Origin of the sequence: Microvirga arvi, from assembly GCF_016892765.1 — a bacterium.
GTDB classification, from domain to species: Bacteria; Pseudomonadota; Alphaproteobacteria; order Rhizobiales; family Beijerinckiaceae; genus Microvirga; species Microvirga arvi.
In genome coordinates this window covers 1-21791 of record NZ_JAFEMD010000021.1, presented here as the reverse complement: position 1 = coordinate 21791, position 21791 = coordinate 1, and the positions used below count along the sequence as shown (strand labels likewise).

The window sequence follows — 21791 nt, the reverse complement described above, 5'->3', positions numbered from 1 at the left end:
GTTTTTTTAGTCAAGGTTCCCCTGCGATGACCGTCGTCACCCGCTTCGCCCCCTCTCCCACCGGCTTCCTGCACATCGGAGGAGGACGCACGGCCCTGTTCAACTGGCTTTATGCCAAGCGGCATGGGGGCAAGATGCTTCTGCGCATCGAGGACACGGATCGGGAGCGTTCGACGGATGCGGCCATCGCCGCCATTCTTGACGGCTTGAAATGGCTCGGTCTCGATTGGGACGGTGACGTGGTCTATCAGTTCTCCCGCGCGGGCCGTCACAAGGAGGTGGCCGAGAGCCTCCTTGCGCAAGGCCGCGCCTATTATTGCTATGCCTCCCAGCAGGAACTGGAGGAGATGCGCGAGACCGCCCGCAAGGAAGGTCGTCCCCTGCGCTATGACGGGCGCTGGCGTGACCGCGACCCCTCCGAGGCGCCGGCCGGTGTGAAGCCGGTGATCCGTCTGAAGGCGCCGGCCGAGGGCGAGACAGTGGTCGAGGACGAGGTCCAAGGCCGCGTCGTCTGGCAGAACAAGGACCTCGACGATCTCGTGCTCCTGCGCTCCGACGGCACGCCGACCTATATGCTGGCCGTGGTGGTGGATGATCACGATATGGATGTAACGCATGTCATCCGCGGCGACGACCACCTCACCAATGCCGCGCGACAGACCCAGATCTATCAGGCACTCGGCTGGAATGTGCCGAAGATGGCGCATATTCCCCTTATTCATGGACCGGATGGCGCCAAGCTCTCCAAGCGTCATGGCGCCTTGGGTGTCGAGGCTTATCGCAGCATGGGCTATTTGCCGGAGGCTCTTCGAAACTATCTGGTGCGCCTAGGCTGGAGCCATGGCGACCAGGAGATCTTCTCCACTCAGGAGATGATCGATGCGTTCGATCTCGGGAGTATCGGCCGCTCACCGGCCCGGTTTGACTTCGCGAAGCTTGAGAACCTCAATGGGCATTACATGCGCCAGACCGACGACGAGCGGCTGGTGCAGGCTTTGGAGGATCTGCTGCCGGAACTGGACAAGGATGAGCACCATCTCGGTCGCACCTTCAAACCGGCCCTGCGTCAGAAGCTGACGTCCGCCATGCCGGGCCTGAAGGAGCGAGCCAAGACCTTGGTGGAGCTCCTCGACAGCGCCTATTACCTCTATGCCCAGCGCCCGCTGCATCTCGACGAGAAGGCCGCCAGCCTGATGGCAGATGGAAGGCCTCGCCTTGTCGGCATTGCCGAGAAGCTCGAAGCTGTTTCTGACTGGTCGGCGCAGAGCGTCGAAGCCGTTGTGCGTCAGCATGCGGAAACCATCGGGGCGAAACTCGGCCAGGTGGCGCAGCCCCTCCGCGCGGCTCTCACCGGCCGGGCGACATCGCCCGGGCTTTTCGACGTGATGGCGGTTCTCGGCAAGGACGAAACCCTGTTGCGGCTGCGCGACCAGATCAAGGATGCGCCCGCTGCATAGTGAGTGAATCTCGCCTTTAGACGTGCTTGCTCCCTCCCTACGGATAAGCTACCGAAGGCGCCATAAACCGACCGGCAAACCCTGGTTTCGCAGCCCCGAGGGCCTACTCCGCTCCCCTGGTTGCTCTAGGTTCTGCCCGGCCTCCTTTTGAAAGGGCCATGACGCATGAGTTCCAGCACCAGCACCATTTCAGTCGACGGGAAGACCGTGGAGCTGCCGGTCAAAGAAGGCACGATCGGCCCGAGCGTCGTCGACATTTCGAAGCTCTATGGCCAGACTGGGATGTTCACCTACGACCCCGGATTTACCTCGACGGCAGCCACCGAGTCGAAGATCACCTATATTGACGGCGACAAGGGCATCCTGCTCTACCGCGGTTACCCGATCGACCAGCTCGCCGAGCATGGCGACTTCCTCGAGACCTGCTACCTGCTCCTCTATGGGGAACTGCCGACTGCGGCCCAGAAGGCCGATTTCGACTATCGCGTCACGCGGCACACCATGGTGCACGACCAGATGAACCGGTTCTTCACCGGATTCCGTCGCGATGCCCACCCCATGGCGATCATGGTCGCCTCCGTCGGAGCCCTCTCGGCCTTCTATCACGACTCCACAGACATCTCGGATCCGCACCAGCGCATGATCGCCTCCATGCGCATGATCGCGAAGATGCCGACGCTTGCGGCGATGGCCTACAAGTACTCCATCGGCCAGCCCTTCGTGTACCCGCAGAACGATCTGGACTACACCTCCAACTTCCTGCGCATGTGCTTCGCGGTTCCGGCCGAAGAGTACAAGGTCAACCCGGTGCTTTCTCGCGCGCTGGACCGGATCTTCATTCTGCACGCTGATCACGAGCAGAACGCCTCGACCTCTACGGTGCGTCTCGCCGGTTCGTCGGGTGCCAATCCCTTCGCCTGCATCGCCGCCGGCATTGCCTGCCTATGGGGACCTGCCCATGGTGGCGCGAATGAAGCGGCTCTGAAGATGCTGGAAGAGATCGGTACGCCGGATCGCATTCCGGAATACATTGCCAAGGCCAAGGACAAGAACGATCCGTTCCGCCTCATGGGCTTTGGGCACCGGGTCTACAAGAACTACGACCCGCGCGCGCGCATTATGCAGAAGACCACCCACGAGGTTCTCAACGAACTCGGCATCAAGGACGATCCGCTCCTCGACGTGGCCGTGGAACTCGAGCAGATCGCGCTCAAGGACGAGTATTTCGTCGAGAAGAAGCTCTACCCGAACATCGACTTCTATTCGGGCATCACGCTGAAGGCGATGGGCTTCCCGACCTCCATGTTCACGGTGCTGTTCGCGCTGGCCCGCACGGTCGGTTGGATCGCCCAGTGGAGCGAGATGATCGAGGACCCGTCCCAGCGCATCGGCCGCCCGCGCCAGCTCTACACCGGCTTCGCCGAGCGTGACTACGTGACGGTCGCCCAGCGCGGATAAGACAAGCGGAAACGCTGCAAGTTAAAAGGGGCCTTTCGGCCCCTTTTTGTATCTGCTGCCGGGTGTAACAGCGCGGCACTCAGGTGCGAGCCGCCAGCACCTCTTCCACGATCCGTGCGGACCGCTCGCTCGGTGCCTCGTCGCCAATTTTCATGAGAGCGTCGAGTTTATCGAAGGCTTCGATCTGCTTTTGACGCTCAGGGGTATCGGTGAGAAGCGGCAGGAGCGCCTCGGCTAGCTTCTCGGGCGTGCAGTCCCATTGGATCAGCTCCGGAATGATGTTTTCACCGAGAACAAGATTGGTCAGCACGATGGAGGGTGCCTTGATGAGATATTTCAGCACCTCTTCCATCTTCGAGACCCGGTACGCTACAACCATCGGCACACCGGACAGTCCGAGTTCGAGTGTCACTGTGCCGGAAGCGGCAAGAGCGGCATCCGCCTGACGGAAAGCTGCCCATTTGGCGGCCTCACCCTCCACGATGCGGGGTTTCACATTCCAGGTCTCAGCCCGAGCCCTGATTTCCTGCACGAGATGCGAAACGGCTGGAATCGTCACTTCGAAGGGATGCGTAGAACGTTCCTTCAGCAATGCCAAAGCTGCCCCGAAGGACTCCATGAGGCGACTGACTTCCGAGCGACGGCTTCCGGGCAGGACGAGCAGCTTGATGGGCTGGCCGTCCCCGAGATTGCGCTCTCTGGGAGCCGGCCGGATCTCGCCGAGGCGCTCGATCAGCGGATGGCCGACATAAGTCGTCGGTGGCCCACCCAGACGCCGATGCGCCTCAGGCTCGAAGGGCAGCAAGGCCAGAACGTGATCCACATAGGCGCGCATCTTCGGAGCGCGGCCTGGCCGCCAGGCCCAGACGGAAGGGCTGACATAGTCGATGATCGGGATTTGCGGCGCACGCTGCCGCACCGCCTTGGCCACGCGGTGCGTAAAATCCGGGCTGTCGATGATGACCAGCATGTCAGGGTTTGCCGCAACTACGGCATCGGCGGTGAACCGAATGCGCTTGAGGATCGAAGGCAGCCGGGCGATCACCGCGGAAATCCCCATCACCGCGATCTCTTCGAGTGGAAACAGGCTGCTCAGGCCTTCCTTGGCCATCGCGTGGCCACCCACACCGCCAAAGCTCACGCGGTCGGCTCCGAGGCGCGCCTTGAGCGACCGCATCAGCTTCGCACCGAGCTGGTCGCCCGATTCCTCTCCGGACACGATCCAGATCGTCAGCGCCTTGCTCTCAGCCAATGGGAATCTCCATCCACGGCAGATCGACAGCGACGACGAAAAGGCCGAGGCGGTCAGCCGTACGCAAGGTATTCTCCTGTTCGAGCAAGAAGGTTGAGCCTGCTCCAATGGCGATCCCGGAAAGGCCGGCTTTGGCCGCTTCGATGACGGTACGGGGACCAACGGTTGGCATGTCGACCCGCAGATCCTGACCGCGCTTGGCAGCCTTGATCAGCACGCCGCCTTCCTCACGGCGGCGCAGGCCGAACCAGGATTGGCGCAGCCATCTCACCCGCCGCATCATCCTGTCCGTGCCCTCGGGCCCCTCAATCGCCAGAACATGCCTGCGGGCGATGACAGCTCCCTGCCCGATGTCGAAGGCGGACAGCGATGCGAGGAGTTCAAGCCCAACGGCGATAGCCTCACGGTCATCGGCTCCGGGCTGCAGGTTGCCTGTCAGGGCGCGGTCTGCGACGAGGTTCGGAGCCAGCTCATGGGCGCCGACGACCCGATGCCCTCGCTCCTCGAGGAGCATCACGGCGCCGCGCAGCACCTGATCATCCCCCCGGGCGATGACATCCTTCACCTCATGCATGTTGCGCAGGAGAGAATACGCACTGAGAAGCGCTGAAAAGCCGGGCCGGCGCACGGCGCCGACGAGAGAAACGGCCTGCGGCCGCCATTCCTCGAGGGTGCTCATGATGGTCTTGAGGTCGAGAAGATCGACGGTGGCGTTGGCGCGGCGCTGCAGTTCGGCTTCCGCAAAGCCGCGGAACGCCAGCACCCGGACCTCCTGCCCCGTCCGCTCGAGATGGCTCAAGAGCTGGATGGGAAGTTGCCCGGCCCCGGCGAGGATCGCGATGGGGCCCTTTGGCATCGTCACCCGGCCGTGCTGACGGGGTCCCGCGGCGTGCAGATCGCGCGATCCTTGCCTTCACGGATGAAGTCGAGGATCTCGTGCACGAAGGGATGGCTGTCGAACTCGCCGGCCACGTCATCGACCCGCTCGGATAGGGTGCCCTCATCCGCAAACAGCAGGCGATAAGCGCGCCGGATGTCGTGGATCTGCTCGCGGGTGAAACCGCGGCGGCGCAGGCCGATGATGTTGAGACCGGCAAGATGCGCCCGGTTGCCCATGGCCATGCCATAGGGGATGAGGTCGTTCTCCAGTCCCGACATGCCGCCCACGAAGGCATGAGAGCCGACCCGAGCAAACTGGATCACGGCAGAGCCGCCGCCGAAGATTACGAAATCGCCAACGGTGACATGGCCTGCCAGCATCACATTGTTGGAGAGGATGCAGTCGTTGCCGACCTTGGTGTCGTGGCCCACGTGCGAATTGGCCAAGAAGGCGCAGCGATCGCCGATCACGGTGCGCAGGCCGCCGCCCTCGGTGCCGGGATTCATGGTCACGCCTTCGCGGATCATGCATTCGGCGCCGATTTCAAGCGTCGAGGCCTCGCCCTTGTACTTCAGATCCTGGGGGATATGGCCGATGGAGGCGAATGGAAAAATTCGTGTCCGAGGGCCGATGGTGGTGCGTCCGGCGACAGCCACATGGCTGATGAGCTGACAGCCCTCGCCTAGCTCGACCTCAGGGCCAACCGTGCAGAATGGGCCGATCTTCACGCCGGCGCCGATCTTTGCCCCATCTTCGATGATGGCAGAGGGGTGAATCATCGTTTCCATCAATCGCTCACCAACATGGCGCTGACTTCGGCCTCGCAGACGAGGATGCCATCCACCTTCGCCTCACCCTTGTACCACCACATATTGCGGCGGTTGTTCAGCTTGCGCATGTGAAACTCCACTCGGTCGCCTGGCTCCACCGGCTTGCGGAACTTCACCTTGTCGATCGTCATGAAGAACACCTGCTTAGGCTTGGCCTGCTGCGCCATCTTGGCCTTCACGCAGATGGCCCCCGCCGTCTGAGCCATCGCCTCGATCAGGAACACGCCCGGAAAGATCGGGCGCGAGGGGAAATGGCCCGTGAATTGTGGCTCATTGAAGGTGACATTCTTGATGCCGATGCAGGAATTGTCCCCATCGATCTCAATGATCTTGTCGACCAGGAGGAACGGATACCGGTGGGGCAGCAGCTCCAGGATCTCCATGATATCGGCGGTTTGAAGCGTGGTGGGCGCTTCGGACATGATGGGAACTCCGAACGGTAGTGAATGCCTTCAACGAACGTTATGAAGACGCGTCGTCGTCTTTGGCGGAATCGCCCTGGGATGCAAGCTTTTTCAGAGCTGTGATCTCGCGGAACCACTCGCGCATGGGGCGCGCCGGAATTCCCCCCCAGCGGGCACCCGGCGGAACATCGCCGTTGACGCCGCTGGTGGCTGCAATCTGTGCCCCCATCCCAATGCGGACATGGCCCTTCACGGCCACCTGGCCACCGATGGCCACATAATCCTCGATTGTGGTGGAGCCGGCGATGCCGACCTGAGCCACGATTACGCAATGGCGCCCGATCACCACGTTGTGGGCGATCTGAACGAGGTTGTCGATCTTCGTGCCTTCTCCGATCACGGTGTCGCGGCTGGCGCCCCGGTCCACAGTCGTGTTGGCCCCGATCTCCACGTCGTCCTGGATGATGACACGGCCGACCTGCGGCACTTTCAGGTGTCCCTGCGGTCCCATGGCGAACCCGAAGCCGTCCTGGCCGATCCTCACACCGGGATGAAGAATGACCCGGTTGCCGAGATAGGCGTGGGTAACGGTCACGTTCGCCGCGATGGAGCAGTCCCGCCCGATCCTGACATTGGGGCCAATGACCGAATGGGCTCCGATCAAGGATCCCGATCCGATTTCCGCATGTGGCCCGATCACGGCACCGGGATCGACCCTGACCCCATGCTCCAGCCTCGCAGAGGGGTGCACGAATGAGCCTGGGGAAATGCCAGTCGCGGCAAAGGAGGTTTCCGGCCGCATCGCCGATGGAAACAGGACGGCAAGGATCTGAGCGAAGACGCGGTAGGCCTGCGGCGTCACGAGCGCCACCGTATGGGAAGGCACCTTGGCTGCGTAGCGCGGTGTCACAAGACAGGCTGCTGCCCGCGTTGCAGTCAATGCGCTGACATAGGCAGGATTGTCCATATAGACGAGGTCGCTCGGACCGGCGTTCTCGAGGGGAGCAACCCCTCGAAGCAAAAACTCCCCGTCGGTGCCGTCGGGGAGCGTTGCATTCGCCATCTCCGCCACCTGACGCAGGTTCAACGTCTGGCTTTGCGGGAAAAAATTCGATTCAGCCATGAAGAACAAGTGAGGGCGCTGTCAGGCGCCCTCCCCGGTTAGAAGCGCGTGCCGCCCGTGAAGCGGAACGCCTGAGTGCGGTCGCCGCCAACCCGAACACCATCCCTGATCACGCCTTCTTCCTTAGAGAGAGCGAAGGCATAGTCGAAGCGGATCGGACCGAGCGGCGAGCTCCAGAGGAGCGAGGCACCGACTGACGAGCGAATTATACTGCTGTCGAGGACTTCGATGCAGTTCTGCGGCCTGTCACCGACCGGCCTGCAGTTTCCATCGAGCGGGTCAAGGATGCTGCCGCCGGTATTGAAGACAGTCGGTCCTTCATAGCCGTAGAGCGTACCGGCATCGGCAAAGACGGCGCCCTTCAGGCCCAGCTCACGCGGCAGGAGCGGGATCGGGAACTGAACCTCAAGCGAGCCGCCGAAATAGGTGGTGCCGCCGATGGCGTTCGCATTGCTGTCGAAGCTCGAGATGTCACGCGGGCCAATACCGTTGGGAGCAAATCCACGAACCAGGGAGGGACCCATGAAGAATTGGTCGACGATGCGAAGATTGCCATTAAGGCCACCATCGTCGCCCCCCTCGAAGCCCATGATGTGGCCACCCTGGATGCGGGCGATACCGATGACATCCTCAAACAGCTCACGATAGTAACGGGCATCGCCGGTCACACGGAAGTAGTGCGAGTCACCGCCGAGACCGGCAAAGTCCGTTTTCACTTCCGCATAGAAGCCATTGCGCGGCTCACGGATGCTGTCGAGGGTGTTATAGTTGAAGGTGAGACCCGCGAGCGAGGTCAGTGTCTCGCCCTGAGACTGCTTGATAGCCAGCGAAGCTTCGCCATTGCCTTCACAGAAGGCTCGTGACGGGATCTCGCCTGGTGCACCGTTTGCAACCCCTCCTCCGGCTAGGCGGGTGTAGCCAGGGATCGGAACCGAGCAGTCATTGTAGGGCTGCTCGACGTCGTTCGGGATCTCCAGCTCCTGCTGATAGAGCGAGTAGCGCGCGGTGATCGTGAAATCTTCCGTGATCGGCAGACCGAGACGGAGGGTGCCGCCGGTCATCCGGTTCTCGTAGCGGGAGTACCGGGTCTGGTCGCTGAACTTCGAGAACAGATCGATACCCGCCGCCATGCGATAGCCGAGGAAATACGGCTCGGTGAAGGAGAAATCGATGCCGTTGCTGCGCTGGCCGAGCTGGCCTGCCAAGCGCACAAATTGGCCGCGCCCCAGGAAGTTGGTCTCGGTGACGGAGACTTCGCCGATGAAGCCGTCCGCCGTCGAATAGCCGCCCGAGATCGCGAACGAGCCAGTGGATTGATCCTCGACATCCACGTTCACGACGACACGGTCGGCCGAGGAGCCGGGCTCGTTCGAGATGCGGACCCGTTTGAAATAGCCAAGGTTATTCAGGCGGCGCTCGGCACGGTCCACGAGCACCTGGTTGTAGGCATCACCTTCACCGAGCTCGAATTCGCGACGGATGACATAGTCGCGGGTGCGGCTGTTGCCGCGCACGTTGATGCGCTCGATGTAGATCCGCGGGGCTTCTTCGACCACGTAAGCCAGATTGACCGTGCGGGTCGATGGATCGCGGGTGCCGACCGGACGAACCAGGGCGAACGGGTTGCCCTGGCGGGCCGCGCTCGTCGTGAGAGCCTGGACCGATCTCTCGACCGCTTCGGCATTGTAGACGGAGCCGGCCGAAGTCGTGACGCCCCGGCGTATTGCCTCGGCGTCCACCCCTGGAAGCCGCGGATCGACGCTCACATTGCCGAACCGGTACTGCTCACCCTCCTCGACGGCGATGGTGATGACGTAGCCGCCGCCATTGGCGTCGAACTGGACGTCGCTGGACACCAAGCGGAAGTCGGCATAGCCGTTCTTCAGGTAATAGCGGCGGATCAGCTCAAGATCGTTCGAGAGACGGTCCGGGTCATAGACATCGGTGCTCTTGAGGAAGCTCAGGAGATTCGTCTCGGTCGTCTGCATGACGCCGCGCAGGCGGCTGGACGAAACCTGGCTGTTGCCGACGAAGCGGATTTCCTTGACGCCGGTCTTGTCGCCTTCGACGATTGTGTAGACGACGTCCACCGTTCCGTTGGGCAGATCGACCAGGCGCGGGGTCACCTGAGCCAGCCCCCGGCCGGAACGGCGGTAGACCTCAAGGATGCGCTGGACGTCGGCGTCCACGGCAGCCTGATTGTAGGGAGCCCAGGCGCGCGCCTGAAGCTGTTCCTCGATGAGCGCCTTCTCGACCCGCTTGTTTCCTTCGACCACCACCCGATTGACGATGGGACCCTGCACAGCTGATGCGCGGCGATTCCTCGGGGCTACCTGCTGCGCGAAGGCGCTCTCCGCGGCGGTAATTCCGGCCATCAACGCGCTGATTGCGATAACGGCGGTGGTAGCCGGTTTCTTCCGGCGGGGAGTGGTCGTCGACATCATCAACTGGCCCGTTCTTTATCTTTTGTCCTAAGCGGAGGTGTCCCCGCAGGTTGGAAGACGAGTGTCCCCAACCTTATCCGTGTGGAGCGCTTGTACAAACTTTCGCCGCTATTGCAAACGGCCCTTCCACAACGGAGTGGCGATTTTTATCCTGCGTGGCGTCCTTGTCACGATCCCCGGCTCATAAAACTGGTGCCAAGGTGAACAAGATCATTCCAAGTGGCAAACAGCATGAGCATCGCCACGAGGGCAAAGCCGATTCTGAAGCCGATTTCCTGGGCTTTCTCGCTCAAAGGGCGCCCGCGCACGGCCTCAATGGCATAAAACAGCAGATGCCCGCCGTCCAAGAGGGGAATCGGAAAGAGGTTAATGAGACCGATAGAGACCGACATGAAGCCGATCAGGCTGACGAGACTGTAGACCCCTCCCACATCGAACGCCGTACCGGAGGCCCTGGCGATACCTATCGGGCCCGAGAGCTGATCGGTCGATTCCCACCCCATCGCGAGGCGTCGGATGAAATTAAGGGTCCGCTCGACGAGGTTCCAAGTCTCGACCACGGCCGCCTTGACCGCTCCCCAGGGAGAATATGTCAGGCGCTTGATCGCGGAAGGGTCGCGGGAGGCTTCCACACCCAGCAGTCCTATGCGCTGCTTGCCGAAGGGGCTGGTCCTTTCGACGAAGTTCGGAGTTGCCGTTAGGGCAACAATCTCGCCTTTGCGGTCGACCGTAAACGTGAGGGGCTCGCCGGCACTGGAACTTACGATCAGCTGCATGTCGGCAAAGGTCTCGATGCGCCGTCCGTCGACGGTCAGGATCAGATCCTTGGGCTGGAACCCGGCCTTCTCGGCTGCGCTTCCGGACTGAACCGCCTCGATCCGCGGTTCCAGCACCTGGCGCCCGTTGAAGTAGTTGAAGCCGGCAAAGATTGCGATCGCCAGGATGAAATTGGCGATCGGCCCTGCCGCAACGATGGCGGCGCGCTTGGCCACATTCTGATGCGGGAAGCTGATGGCCCGCTGATCAACCGGCATTCGATCCAGCTGATCCTGGTCCGGGACGCTCGCGGCGTTGAGATCGCCGACGAACTTCACGTAGCCACCGAGAGGAATCGCGGAAATCTTCCACCGCGTTCCCTTCCTATCTGTCCAGCCAACGAGCTCGCGTCCGAAGCCGATTGAGAAGGCAGTGACCCCAACCCCGCACAGCCGGCCGACCCAGAAGTGGCCGAACTCGTGGATAAAAACTACCACTGTGAGCACCACAAGGAAGGATATCAGGGTCAGGAACAGGGAGCCTGTTGCACCGCCAATTGTAGATATGAAGTCCATCACAATTCCCTTCGCGCCCGGTTACAGCCGCGCTGCTTTAGCATGGCCCGGCAAGAGCCGTCGCGCCGTTTTCCGGGCTTCCTGATCGATGGCCAGTGCTTCCACAACGGTCGCCGGTGCCGGAATTCTTCTTCCAGAAAAAGTTGAGCAGACGCTCTCAACAATATCTGAAATATCATAAAATTCTATCATGTCCGCCATGTAGGCCTCGACGGCAATCTCATTGGCGGCATTCAGAATCGTAGGCAGCGCTCCTCCAGCCCTGAGCGCTGCTATAGCCAAGGATAGGCACGGGAACCGTCCTTCATCGGGCCGATCAAAGCTTAAACGGCCAATAGAGGCAAGATCGAGACGCGGCAGATCCATCTTCAGGCGGCCTTCGTTGCGAAGGGCATTGGCGATGGGGACCTTCATGTCAGGCAAGGCGAGCCCCGCAGTCACAGCCCCGTCCTTCCACTGAACTAGGCCATGAACGACGGCTTCCGGATGAACAAGCACGTCCAAGCGTTCCGCCTCGAGGCCGAACAGGTGATGGGCCTCGATCAACTCAAGCCCCTTGTTCATCAAGGTCGCCGAGTCGATGTTGATCTTCGATCCCATGGACCAAACCGGATGGGCCGATGCCTCCCTGGCGTTGGCCTTCGCGATCCGTTCCCGGGACCAAGTCCGGAAAGGGCCACCGGAGGCGGTAATCACGGCCTTCTCCACATCTCGGTTGAGGCCGGCCGCCAGGGCATGGTCCAGGGCATTGTGCTCGGAATCGACGGGCATGATCGTGACGCCGAGACGGCGTGCATCGGCCATGAAGGCGTTGCCAGCGCAGACGAGGCTTTCCTTGTTGGCTAGGGCGATGCGCCTCCCCGGTTTGAGCGCGGCATGGGTCGGCGCCAAGCCTGCGGTCCCGCTGATGGCGGCAAGGACGACATCGGCATCGCGCTCGACGGCCTCAAAGACAGCGGTCTGTCCTGCGCCGCTTTCGATCCCAGTCCCGGAGAGCGCCTGTGCGAGGGCCTCATTTTCACCCTCTTCTGCAAGGGCCGCGAATTTTGCGCCGAGCCGCCGGGCGACCTCGGCCAAGGCCAGGGCATTGCGGCCACCCACGACGGCCTCCACCCGGAACTCGTCCTGATGGGCGAGCACCACATCTGCCGTCGAGCGACCAATCGAACCGGTGGCTCCGAGAATCGTGAGGGAACGGGTCATCAATGCCTATGCGGTCAAATGAACGGTCAGAAGAACGACAGCAACGATGAGGCATACCGCCCAGAAGCCGTCGATCCGATCCATCACGCCGCCATGGCCTGGGATGAGATGGCTTGAATCCTTGACCTGGCAATGGCGCTTAAGAGCCGATTCCCCGAGATCTCCGATCTGGCTCGCAATGGATGCCACGATGGACAGAGCAATGGTTCCTGGCAGGCCGAAAGGCAGGCCAGCACCATAATGATGGCCGGCCATTGCCACGAGAACTCCACCCAGGGCGGCGGCAACGACACCGCCGATGAAGCCCGACCAGGTCTTCTTCGGGCTGATAGCCGGATAGAGCTTGGGTCCGCCAAAAGTCCGGCCCGTGAAATAAGCTGCAATGTCGGTTGCCCATACCACTGCGAACATCCAGAGCAGGCCCAGAATCCCAAGGTCAGGGTGTTCACGCACGATCGGAGGAACGAGGACGATCAGGGACGCATATATAAATCCGGAGGCCGCCCAGAGCTTGTTTTCAGCGCCACGTACAGTGACGACACCGACCACCAGAACAGCAAGGCTGGCGGCGAGAAAGAGACCGAATCCAACGTCCAGCACGAAGAGGAATGTCAGGGCAGTGAGCCCGAGACCGAGAATGACCTGTACGGGTCGTCGGGGCTCAATCCTCGTCATGTCCGTCCATTCGACCATCGTAGCGATGCCGGCTGCCAGCCAGAACAGGGCAAAGGGCAAGCCGCCAATATAAGCCGTCAGAAGCGCGGCAGCGACCATGACGAGGGCGGAGAAGATCCTGGTCGTCAGTTCCTTGCGGGGAGCTGATTTGGGGTTGGAGGGTAGGGAGGAGCCTTCGTCCGCAACCATCGTCAGACAGCCCGAGCGCTCAGGCCGCCGAAGCGGCGGTCGCGCCTGCAGTACTCGTCAATGGCGGACCTGAATGTCGTCTCGTCGAAATCGGGCCAATAGCAGGGGAGGAAGACGAACTCCGAATAGGCCGTCTGCCAGGTCAGGAAGTTGGAGACCCGCTGTTCGCCCGAGGTGCGGATAACCAGATCAGGATCCGGTATATCATGGGTATCGAGGGCTGCCCCAACGGTATCCATATCGATATCGTCCGGATCGAGGCCCCCCTCCTTGACCCTCCGGGCCAGCGCGCGCATGGCGCTCACGATCTCCTGGCGGCCGCCATAGTTGAAGGCGATCACGAGGGACAGACCCGTATTGGAACGGGTAAGCTGCTCGGCCTCGTCCAGCAGGAGGCGGATATCGGAGGCCAGCCCTTCCCGCTCACCGATGATCCGGACCCGGATGTTGTTGGCATGGAGCTCGGCGAGATCGTGCCTGACAAACCGCTTGAGCAGTCCCATGAGATCGGAGACCTCCTGGGCCGGGCGGCGCCAGTTTTCCGCCGAAAAGCTGTAGACTGTTAGATAGCGGATCCCCAGATCGGTTGCGGTTCGCACGGCACGGCGGATTGCCTCGACTCCCCGCCGGTGCCCTTCGAAGCGGGGCAGCCCTCTCTGAGCAGCCCACCGGCCGTTCCCATCCATGATGATGGCAACATGGGCCGGCATCCCCTCGCCTGCATTCCTGCAGGCCAAGTCCGGGGCCGTCCGTTTGGCTTCTCCGCTCATGATAATCTGTTCCGATGCACGCCCTGGATCAGACGTGCATGATTTCCTTTTCCTTGGCCACGAGCAGGGAATCGACCTCGGCGACGAACTGGTCGGTCGTCTTCTGCACCTGATCGGCGTGACGCTTCCCGTCATCCTCGCTGATGGCGCTGTCCTTCTCAAGCTTCTTGAGCAGATCGAGACCGTCTCGGCGTACGTGCCGAACAGCGATCTTTGCCTCTTCAGCGTATTTGTGGGCGACCTTCACCATTTCCTTGCGGCGCTGCTCGTTCATCTCGGGAATACGCAGGCGGATGACCTGACCCTCGGTCTGCGGGTTCAAGCCGAGATCCGACTCGCGAATGGCCTTCTCGACGGCAGCCACCATGCCCCGGTCCCAAACCTGGACGCTGAGCAGGCGCGGCTCCGGCACGTTGACGGTGGCAACCTGAGAGATAGGCATCACGGCGCCATAGGCGTCGATTTGGATGGGATCAAGCAGATTCGGCGAGGCACGCCCCGTACGAAGGCTGGCCAAATCGTTCTTGAAAGCGGTGATGGCGCCCTGCATGCGGCGCTTTACATCGGCGAGATCAAAAGTCGTAGCCATCAGTTTTGTCCCTTACGCGAACTATCTAAATGGGCTTAAGCGCCTCAGGGTCCAGCATCAAGGCCCTTGGATCAAGGGGCGACGACCGTGGAGGGCACTTTCCCCTGGAGAAGAGCGGTTACGGAGCTGGGAGCATGCACCGAGCCGACGATGATCGAGAGCCTGCTCTCGCGGGCAAGGGCGAAAGCGGCTGTATCCATGACCTTCAGATCCCTTGCGATGGCCTCGTCATGGGTGAGGCGGTCGAATCGCACCGCGTTTGGATCCTTCTTCGGATCGGCCGAATAGACGCCATCAACCTGAGTGGCCTTGAGCACTGCGTCACAGCGCAGCTCGGCGGCACGCAGGACCGCGGCTGTGTCGGTGGTGAAGAACGGATTGCCCGTGCCTCCCGCCAGAACCACCACCTGCCCCTTATCCAGGTGATGCAGAGCGGGCTGGCGCGCATAGGTCTCGCAGATGGTCGGCATGGAGACTGCCGACATGGTGCGGGCCGGAACGCCGGCCGCGTTCAGGGCCGTTTCGATGGCGAGCGAGTTCATCACCGTGCCCAGCATGCCCATGGAATCGGCGGTGGGGCGGTCGATCCAGCCGGCCGCGCTCATGCGGGCACCACGGATGATGTTGCCGCCGCCAATGACCACGGCGATCTCGAAACCGGCGCGGGTGGCCTGTGCCAAATCCTCTGCCAGGGAGGACAGGATCTGAGGATCGAGCCAATACCCATCGGGAGCCATCAAGGCCTCACCGGAGAGCTTCACCAGGATGCGCCGGAACGTTGCCATCATCAGACCTCTCTTTTCGAATCCTCTCATGAAAACGGCGGCTGAAGCGCCGCCGTTCTCGTAGGTTCGATTTAGGCCTTCAGACCGGCCTGGGCGGCGACTTCCGCCGCAAAGTCCGGAGCCTCCTCCTTCTCGATGCCCTCGCCGAGGGCATAGCGGACGAAGGCTTTCAGGGTCACCGGCTTGCCGGCCTTGGCCTCGGCTTCCTTGAGCACCTGGGTCACGGTCTTGGACGGATCGTGCACGAAGGGCTGCTCCAGAAGGGTGACTTCCTTGAAATAGCTCTTCAGGCCGCTCTCGACGATCTTCTGCATGACGTTGTCCGGCTTGCCGGCATTCTTGTCGCGCAGGATCGCGGTCTCGCGATCAACGGTCGCCTGGTCGACGCCGGAGGCATCGAGAGCCACCGGGTTGGTGGCAGCCACATGCATGGCGATCTGGCGGCCGAGGGTACCGAGAACGGTCACGTCACCTTCGGACTCGAGCGCCACGAGCACGCCGATCTTGCCGAGGCCTTCGGTCACGGCATTGTGGACATAGGTCGCGATCACGCCCTTGGAGACCTCGAGCTTCGCGACGCGACGCAGGGTCATGTTCTCGCCGATGGTGGCGATGAGCTCCTGCAGGCGGTCCTTCACGGTCGTGGACGAGCCGGGGAAGGTCGCAGCTTCGAGGGACTCGATGGTGCCGTTGCCCATCAGGCCGATCTTGGCGGCTTCACGGACGAAGGCTTGGAACCCGTCGTTGCGGGCAACGAAGTCGGTCTCGGAATTCACCTCGAGGATCGTCGCGGTGTGGCCCGACGACTCGACGGCCACAAGGCCCTCGGCAGCCACACGGCCAGCCTTCTTGGCGGCTTTCGAGAGGCCCTTCTTGCGCAGCCAGTCGATCGCGGCCTCCATGTCGCCGTTGGTCTCGGCGAGAGCGGCCTTGCAGTCCATCATGCCGGCGCTGGTCGTCTCGCGCAGCTCCTTCACCATCGCAGCGGTAATGTTCGCCATGGCTTTTCCTTTCAAAGGTTTATGCATAGAGGGAGCCCGGCGCTCGTGGAACGCCGGGCTCGATCAATCTTCAAGCGGCGCTGCATGTCGCGGCGCCGTAAGGCTTACGCAGCAGCGGCTTCGATCATTGAGCGAGCCTGGTTGATCCAGCCATCACGCTCCAGGCGGCCGTTCAGCTTCAGATCCTTGTCGAGCTGGGAGACGTCGCCCGGCTGCATGGCGGCCAGCTGCCAATAGTGGAAGATGCCGGCTTCGTTCAGCTTCTTTTCGAGCTGCGGGCCAACGCCGTTGAGCTTGGTCAGATCGTCCGGAGCGCCGCGCGGAGCAGCCAGACGCTCGAACTGCTCGCCTTCATAGGCCGGAGCAGCCGTATCGTTCGCCGGGAGCTCTTCAGCCATCGGGTTCTCGGACTCGCCGATATCGATGCCCATGGCGCCAGCACCGCGGGAGATGCCGTCGAGGGCGGCGCGGGCAACCAGATCGCAGTAGAGCGAGATCGCGCGGCCGGCGTCGTCATTGGCCGGGACCGGGAAGGTGATGCCGTCCGGATCACAGTTCGTATCGACGATGGCGGCCACCGGGATGCCGAGGCGCTTGGCCTCCTGGATCGCCAGCTGCTCCTTGTTGGTGTCGATGACGAAGATCAGGTCTGGCGTGCCGCCCATGTCCTTGATGCCGCCGAGAGCGCGCTCGAGCTTCTCCTTCTCACGAGCGAGCATGAGGCGCTCCTTCTTCGTGAGGCCCTGGCCGCCGCCGGCGAGGATCTCGTCGACCTTGCGCAGGCGCGAGATCGAGCCGGAGATCGTCTTCCAGTTGGTCAGCATGCCGCCGAGCCAGCGCGAGTTCACGTAGTACTGGGCCGAACGCTTGGCCGCATCGGCGACCGCGTCAGCGGCCTGACGCTTCGTGCCAACAAAAAGCACGCGTCCGCCCTTGGACACGGTGTCGCTGACGGCCTGGAGGGCGCGGTGCAGCATCGGAACCGTCTGGGCGAGGTCGATGATGTGGATGTTGTTGCGGGTGCCGAAGATGTATTGACCCATCTTCGGGTTCCAACGGTGGGACTGGTGTCCAAAGTGCGCGCCAGCTTCAAGCAGGCTGCGCATCGAGAAATCGGGAAGCGCCATAGTTTATTCTCCGGTTAAGCCTCCGCGGAACAGTGGACCGGCCCTGCCGGCCACCGGGGGATCCTCATGGGCTCATGAGGGGATTCCGCGTGTGGGATGGGGGCGCATATATGCGGAAAGGACCTGGAATGCAAGCCAAGAATGACGCACATTCCCCTGCCTGGATAAGTCAAGCTTCCAGGCGATTCAGTTCATATGCACGTCCACAACCCCCGGCACGGCTCGGAGAGCACCGGCGATCTGAGGCGAGGCCATGTACTTCCCGGGGAGCTTGACCTCGACCTCCCGGTCACCGTCGTCGAGGATGAGAACCAGCGATACTTCGCCCTCACCTCTGGCCCTCAGACGCTCCTGGACACTCGAGATCGGCCGTTCGTCGCGCAGGAAGATTCGCATCCCCTTCTGGTGCTTGGCGAGGGCCTCTTCCAGAGGTTCGGCCATGCCGATCCGCGCTCTCACCTCTTCGCCCTCAATGCCGGCCTGCAGCATCAGGACGACCGCGGCGCCAGGCTCGAGCACATCGCGGAGGCGCTGGAGACCTTCGGAGAAGATGATCGCCTCGAACTGCCCGGTCTGATCCGAGAGGCTGAGAATGCCCATCTTGTTGCCGGTCTTGGTGCGGCGCTCCTGCCGGTCGAGAACCGTAGCGGCCACGCGACCGACCGAATTGCCCGCTTTTACCGAGCGGCAGAAATCGACCCAGGTCTGAACCCGCAGCTTCTTCAGGAGATCGCCGTATTCATCCAATGGGTGGCCCGAGAGGAAGAATCCCACCGCATCGTATTCCCGCTGCAGCCTCTCGGCCGCCGGCCAGGGGTTGTAGGGTCCGATGCGGAACTGCACGTCTGCCGATGCGACGCCGCCGAACATGTCCATCATGCCGCCATTGGCGGCCTCGTGGGATTGCTGGGCGAGGCTCATGATCGAGTCGATGGAAGCGCAGGCCTTGGCCCGGTCCGGCTCCAACTCGTCGAAGGCACCGGCCGCGATGAGGTTTTCCAGCGTGCGCTTGTTGAGCATGCGTGGATTGATGCGCCGGGCGAAGTCCGCGAGATCCTTGAACGGCTTGTCGCCGCGCACTTCGATCACGCTCTCGATAGCCTGTCGGCCCACGCCTTTGACCGCGGCAAGCGCATAAAGAATCTGCCCCTTGCCTTCCGCGTCAAACTGCACATCGAACACCACGCCCGAGCGGTTGATGGATGGTGGAATAACCTTGAAGCCGAGGCGCTGCGCCTCGCGGCGAAATTCTGAGAGTTTGTCCGTGTTGTCCAGGTCAAGCGTCATGGACGCCGCCAGGAACTCGACCGGGTAATTCGCCTTCAGATAGGCGGTCTGGAATGCGACAAGCGCGTAGGCAGCCGCGTGGCTCTTGTTGAAGCCGTAATCCGCGAACTTAGCGAGCAGGTCGAAGATCTCGTTGGCCTTCGCCTTATCGAGGCCGCCCTTGATGGCTCCGGAGACGAAGCGCTCGCGCTGGGCATCCATCTCGGCCTTGATCTTCTTGCCCATGGCGCGACGCAGAAGGTCCGCGTCGCCGAGCGAGTAGCCGGAAAGGACCTTCGCCACCTCCATCACCTGCTCCTGGTAAACGATGATGCCGAAGGTCTCGCGCAGGATCGGCTCCAGCTTGTCGTGGGGATACCAATCCTTCTTGTTGTGCTCGTCCTTGCCGAGCTTCCGGGCGCAATAGACCGGGATGTTCGCCATCGGGCCGGGACGATAGAGGGCGACGAGGGCGATGATGTCCTCGAAGCGGTCGGCTTCCATTTCGACGAGGGCTTTTCTCATGCCCGCCGATTCCACCTGGAACACGCCGACCGTCTCGCCCCGCTGAAGCATCTCGTAGGTTTTATAGTCGTCGAGCGGCAAGGCCGATAGATCGACTTCAATCCCTTTCCGTCGGATCAGATCGACCGCTGCGCGCAGAACGGTAAGAGTCTTGAGGCCCAGGAAGTCGAACTTTACGAGGCCCGCCTGCTCGACCCACTTCATGTTGAACTGGGTCACGCGCATGCCGGTTTTCGGGTCTCGGTAGAGCGGCACCAATTCCTGCAGCGGTCGGTCGCCGATCACCACGCCTGCCGCGTGGGTCGACGCATGCCGGTGGAGGCCTTCGAGCTTCTGCGCGATGTCGAGCATACGCTTGACGACAGGCTCCTCCTCGATCGCGGCCTGCAGCTTCGGCTCTCCTTCGATGGCCTGAGCGAGTGTCACGGGATTGGCCGGGTTCTGCGGCACCAGCTTCGTGAGCTTGTCCACTTGGCCGTAGGGCATTTCGAGCACACGGCCGACGTCGCGCAGCACGCCGCGGGCGAGCAGAGTGCCGAAGGTGATGATCTGCGCAACCTGCTCTTCGCCATACCGCTGCTGCACATACTGGATGACGCGTTCGCGGCCCTCGACGCAGAAGTCGATGTCGAAGTCCGGCATCGACACGCGTTCCGGATTGAGGAAGCGCTCGAAGAGCAGCGCGAAGCGCAAAGGATCAAGGTCGGTGATGGTCAGCGCATAGGCGACGAGGGAGCCGGCACCCGAACCGCGGCCCGGTCCAACCGGGATGTTATGATCCTTCGCCCACTTGATGAAGTCGGCCACGATGAGGAAATAGCCCGGAAACTTCATATTCCGGATGATGTTGACCTCATAGGCCAGGCGGTCGTGATAATCCTGCTCGGTCAGGCCCGGTGCCGGACCGTGCGCAGCGAGGCGCTTGACAAGCCCCTCCTCCGCCTGCCGCTTCAGCTCCTCGCCTTCGTCTAGACTGGCCGCATCGGGTCCCGTTCCGAAATTCGGCAGGATGGGCTTGCGGGTCTTCACGCGCGTCGCACAGCGCATGGCGATCTCGACGCTCGCCTGCAGCGCATCCGGCAGGTCTGCGAAGAGCTCCACCATCTGCTGGCGCGTCTTGAAGTGATGCTCGGGCGAGAGCCGGCGGCGATCGGGGTTGGAGACGATCTGCCCCTCCGCAATAGCGAGCAGCGCATCATGCGCCTCGTAATCCTTCGCCGAGGAGAAGAAGGGTTCGTTGGCAGCCACGAGGGGAAGGCCATTGCGATCCGCGAGCGCCAGCAGCTCACCCTCGATCAGGCGCTCGTCTTCCAGCCCGTGACGCTGGATCTCCACATAGAGCTGGTGGCCGAAAGCATTTTTGAGCACATCAAGCCGTGCCTGCGCCAGATCCTGGCGCCCGCCATCCCTCAGGGCTCTATCGAGGGGGCCTGTAAAGCCGCCGGTCAGCGCGATGAGCCCTTCATTGTGAGAGGACAGGACGGAAGCTGCAACCTGCGGATTCTCGCCGAGCGGCACGCCGAAATAGGCATGACTCACGAGCCGCATGAGGTTGCGATAGCCCTCCTCATTCTGCGCGAGCAGCACGACGCTGGCGGGCTGCGGCACGATGCGGGCAACGGGGTCCGGCTCTTCGAAGCAGACCGAGAGCTGGACGCCGGCAATCGGCTGGATGCCGGAGCCTGCCATCTTCTCGGAGAATTCGAGGCCGCCGAACAGGTTGTTGGTGTCGGTGAGAGCCAGCGCCGGCTGCTTGTCGACGGCGGCGAGTTTGGCCAGTTGCGCGATCTTCAGGGCACCCTCGAGCAGCGAATACGAGGAATGCACGTGCAGATGAACGAAGCTGATATCCTGAAGAATGCGCGCCATGAAACTCTACTCACTCAATGGCACGCATAGTGGCACGATTCTTTTCTAAGAAAGGATTGAAGGACTTCCTTCCTGTGAATCCACAGGATCTCCTGTGGACGGCTGGTATCAAGCGATGGGAGAAAGAACTAGAGCCCAGATTGCCACGGCCGAGCCGAACATGGCGAGTGAAGCGATCTCGGCGGTGGTCTCGAGGATGAAGCGAAGCATAGTTTGATCTCCGTGTTCCCAATATGTTCATATTTGTTCATTGGATGTTCTGTGTAAAGCGTGTGCAGAAGCCACCCTCAGGACGGAGTCAACAGAGTCTTAACAGTCTTGAAAAGCGCGGAGCCGGTCCTGATTGGACCGGCTCTTCGCATGTGCACATCGGTTGCGGCCTGCGGGCCGGCTCTTACAGGGGGAACAACTGGAAGTGGGCGGCGGAGAGGGCGGTGCCGGCTTTCAGCTGCGCGAACTGGATCTGCGCCACATTGCCGGTGCTGCTGCCGGTGCCGTCCGCATCGTAGAACAAGGCCCCCGTGGCCTGGTTGTAGACGATCCGGTGCTCCCAGCTCGTGGCCGCACTGCCCACCGTGAATGCGCCGCTCTTGAGCACCTGCCGCCCCATCGG

17 protein-coding genes and 1 pseudogene are annotated in these 21791 nt (G+C 62.1%); 2 read left to right on the top strand and 16 right to left on the bottom strand.

The window, feature by feature from the left end:
* The first annotated feature begins 26 nt into the window (after positions 1-26).
* Both gltX and gltA read left to right on the top strand, forming a co-directional pair.
* Positions 27-1457 (top strand): glutamate--tRNA ligase, encoded by a 1431-nt coding sequence (gltX, locus tag ILT44_RS14740; RefSeq protein WP_204240359.1) that lies wholly within the window; start codon positions 27-29, stop codon positions 1455-1457.
* Positions 1458-1622: 165 nt separating this feature from the next.
* Complete coding sequence (gene gltA, locus ILT44_RS14735) at positions 1623-2915, top strand: citrate synthase (protein WP_204240358.1); 1293 nt, start codon at positions 1623-1625, stop codon at positions 2913-2915.
* A 79-nt stretch (positions 2916-2994) separates the two neighbouring features.
* Here the strand turns inward: gltA and lpxB are convergent, their stop codons facing one another.
* The 16 genes and pseudogenes from lpxB to ILT44_RS14655 all read right to left on the bottom strand — a co-directional run.
* Entirely contained in the window at positions 2995-4167 is a 1173-nt protein-coding gene (lpxB, locus tag ILT44_RS14730) for a lipid-A-disaccharide synthase (RefSeq protein ID WP_204240357.1), read from the bottom strand.
* The gene (locus ILT44_RS14725) at positions 4160-5023 is read right to left on the bottom strand and encodes an LpxI family protein (protein ID WP_239468264.1); all 864 of its coding nucleotides are present in this window, start codon (positions 5021-5023) and stop codon (positions 4160-4162) included. The genes lpxB and ILT44_RS14725 overlap by 8 nt, the downstream gene beginning before the upstream one ends.
* A gap of 2 nt (positions 5024-5025) precedes the next feature.
* The gene (gene lpxA / locus ILT44_RS14720) at positions 5026-5838 is read right to left on the bottom strand and encodes an acyl-ACP--UDP-N-acetylglucosamine O-acyltransferase (protein WP_372441166.1); all 813 of its coding nucleotides are present in this window, start codon (positions 5836-5838) and stop codon (positions 5026-5028) included.
* On the bottom strand, positions 5835-6299 hold the full coding sequence (gene fabZ / locus ILT44_RS14715; RefSeq protein WP_204240354.1) for a 3-hydroxyacyl-ACP dehydratase FabZ: 465 nt from the start codon (positions 6297-6299) through the stop codon (positions 5835-5837). The genes lpxA and fabZ overlap by 4 nt, the downstream gene beginning before the upstream one ends.
* Positions 6300-6339: 40 nt before the next feature.
* Positions 6340-7404, bottom strand: coding sequence for a UDP-3-O-(3-hydroxymyristoyl)glucosamine N-acyltransferase (gene lpxD, locus ILT44_RS14710; RefSeq protein WP_255549728.1), 1065 nt, complete (start codon positions 7402-7404; stop codon positions 6340-6342).
* 38 nt (positions 7405-7442) lie between these two features.
* Complete coding sequence (gene bamA / locus ILT44_RS14705; RefSeq protein ID WP_239468255.1) at positions 7443-9848, bottom strand: outer membrane protein assembly factor BamA; 2406 nt, start codon at positions 9846-9848, stop codon at positions 7443-7445.
* Positions 9849-10015: 167 nt separating this feature from the next.
* Positions 10016-11179: an RIP metalloprotease RseP gene (gene rseP / locus ILT44_RS14700; protein WP_204240351.1), complete on the bottom strand. Its 1164-nt coding sequence runs from the start codon at positions 11177-11179 to the stop codon at positions 10016-10018.
* 21 nt (positions 11180-11200) lie between these two features.
* A complete protein-coding gene (gene dxr / locus ILT44_RS14695) occupies positions 11201-12382 on the bottom strand; it encodes a 1-deoxy-D-xylulose-5-phosphate reductoisomerase (protein ID WP_204240350.1) in 1182 nt (393 codons plus the stop codon).
* A gap of 6 nt (positions 12383-12388) precedes the next feature.
* Positions 12389-13246, bottom strand: a complete 858-nt coding sequence (locus tag ILT44_RS14690; protein ID WP_204240349.1) for a phosphatidate cytidylyltransferase — start codon at positions 13244-13246, stop codon at positions 12389-12391.
* A gap of 2 nt (positions 13247-13248) precedes the next feature.
* Positions 13249-13956 (bottom strand): isoprenyl transferase, encoded by a 708-nt coding sequence (locus ILT44_RS14685; protein WP_239468262.1) that lies wholly within the window; start codon positions 13954-13956, stop codon positions 13249-13251.
* Between the two features lie 88 nt (positions 13957-14044).
* On the bottom strand, positions 14045-14605 hold the full coding sequence (frr, locus tag ILT44_RS14680) for a ribosome recycling factor (protein ID WP_204240347.1): 561 nt from the start codon (positions 14603-14605) through the stop codon (positions 14045-14047).
* Positions 14606-14676: 71 nt separating this feature from the next.
* Entirely contained in the window at positions 14677-15390 is a 714-nt protein-coding gene (gene pyrH / locus ILT44_RS14675) for a UMP kinase (RefSeq protein ID WP_372441169.1), read from the bottom strand.
* 71 nt (positions 15391-15461) lie between these two features.
* Positions 15462-16391 (bottom strand): translation elongation factor Ts, encoded by a 930-nt coding sequence (gene tsf / locus ILT44_RS14670; protein WP_204240345.1) that lies wholly within the window; start codon positions 16389-16391, stop codon positions 15462-15464.
* 104 nt (positions 16392-16495) lie between these two features.
* Positions 16496-17518 carry a 30S ribosomal protein S2 gene (locus tag ILT44_RS14665; protein WP_204240344.1) on the bottom strand — a complete coding sequence of 341 codons (1023 nt, stop codon included), beginning with the start codon at positions 17516-17518 and terminating at the stop codon, positions 16496-16498.
* A 186-nt stretch (positions 17519-17704) separates the two neighbouring features.
* Positions 17705-21178, bottom strand: a complete 3474-nt coding sequence (gene dnaE, locus ILT44_RS14660; protein WP_204240343.1) for a DNA polymerase III subunit alpha — start codon at positions 21176-21178, stop codon at positions 17705-17707.
* A 394-nt stretch (positions 21179-21572) separates the two neighbouring features.
* A pseudogene (locus ILT44_RS14655) lies at positions 21573-21791 on the bottom strand (hypothetical protein); the annotation flags it as partial.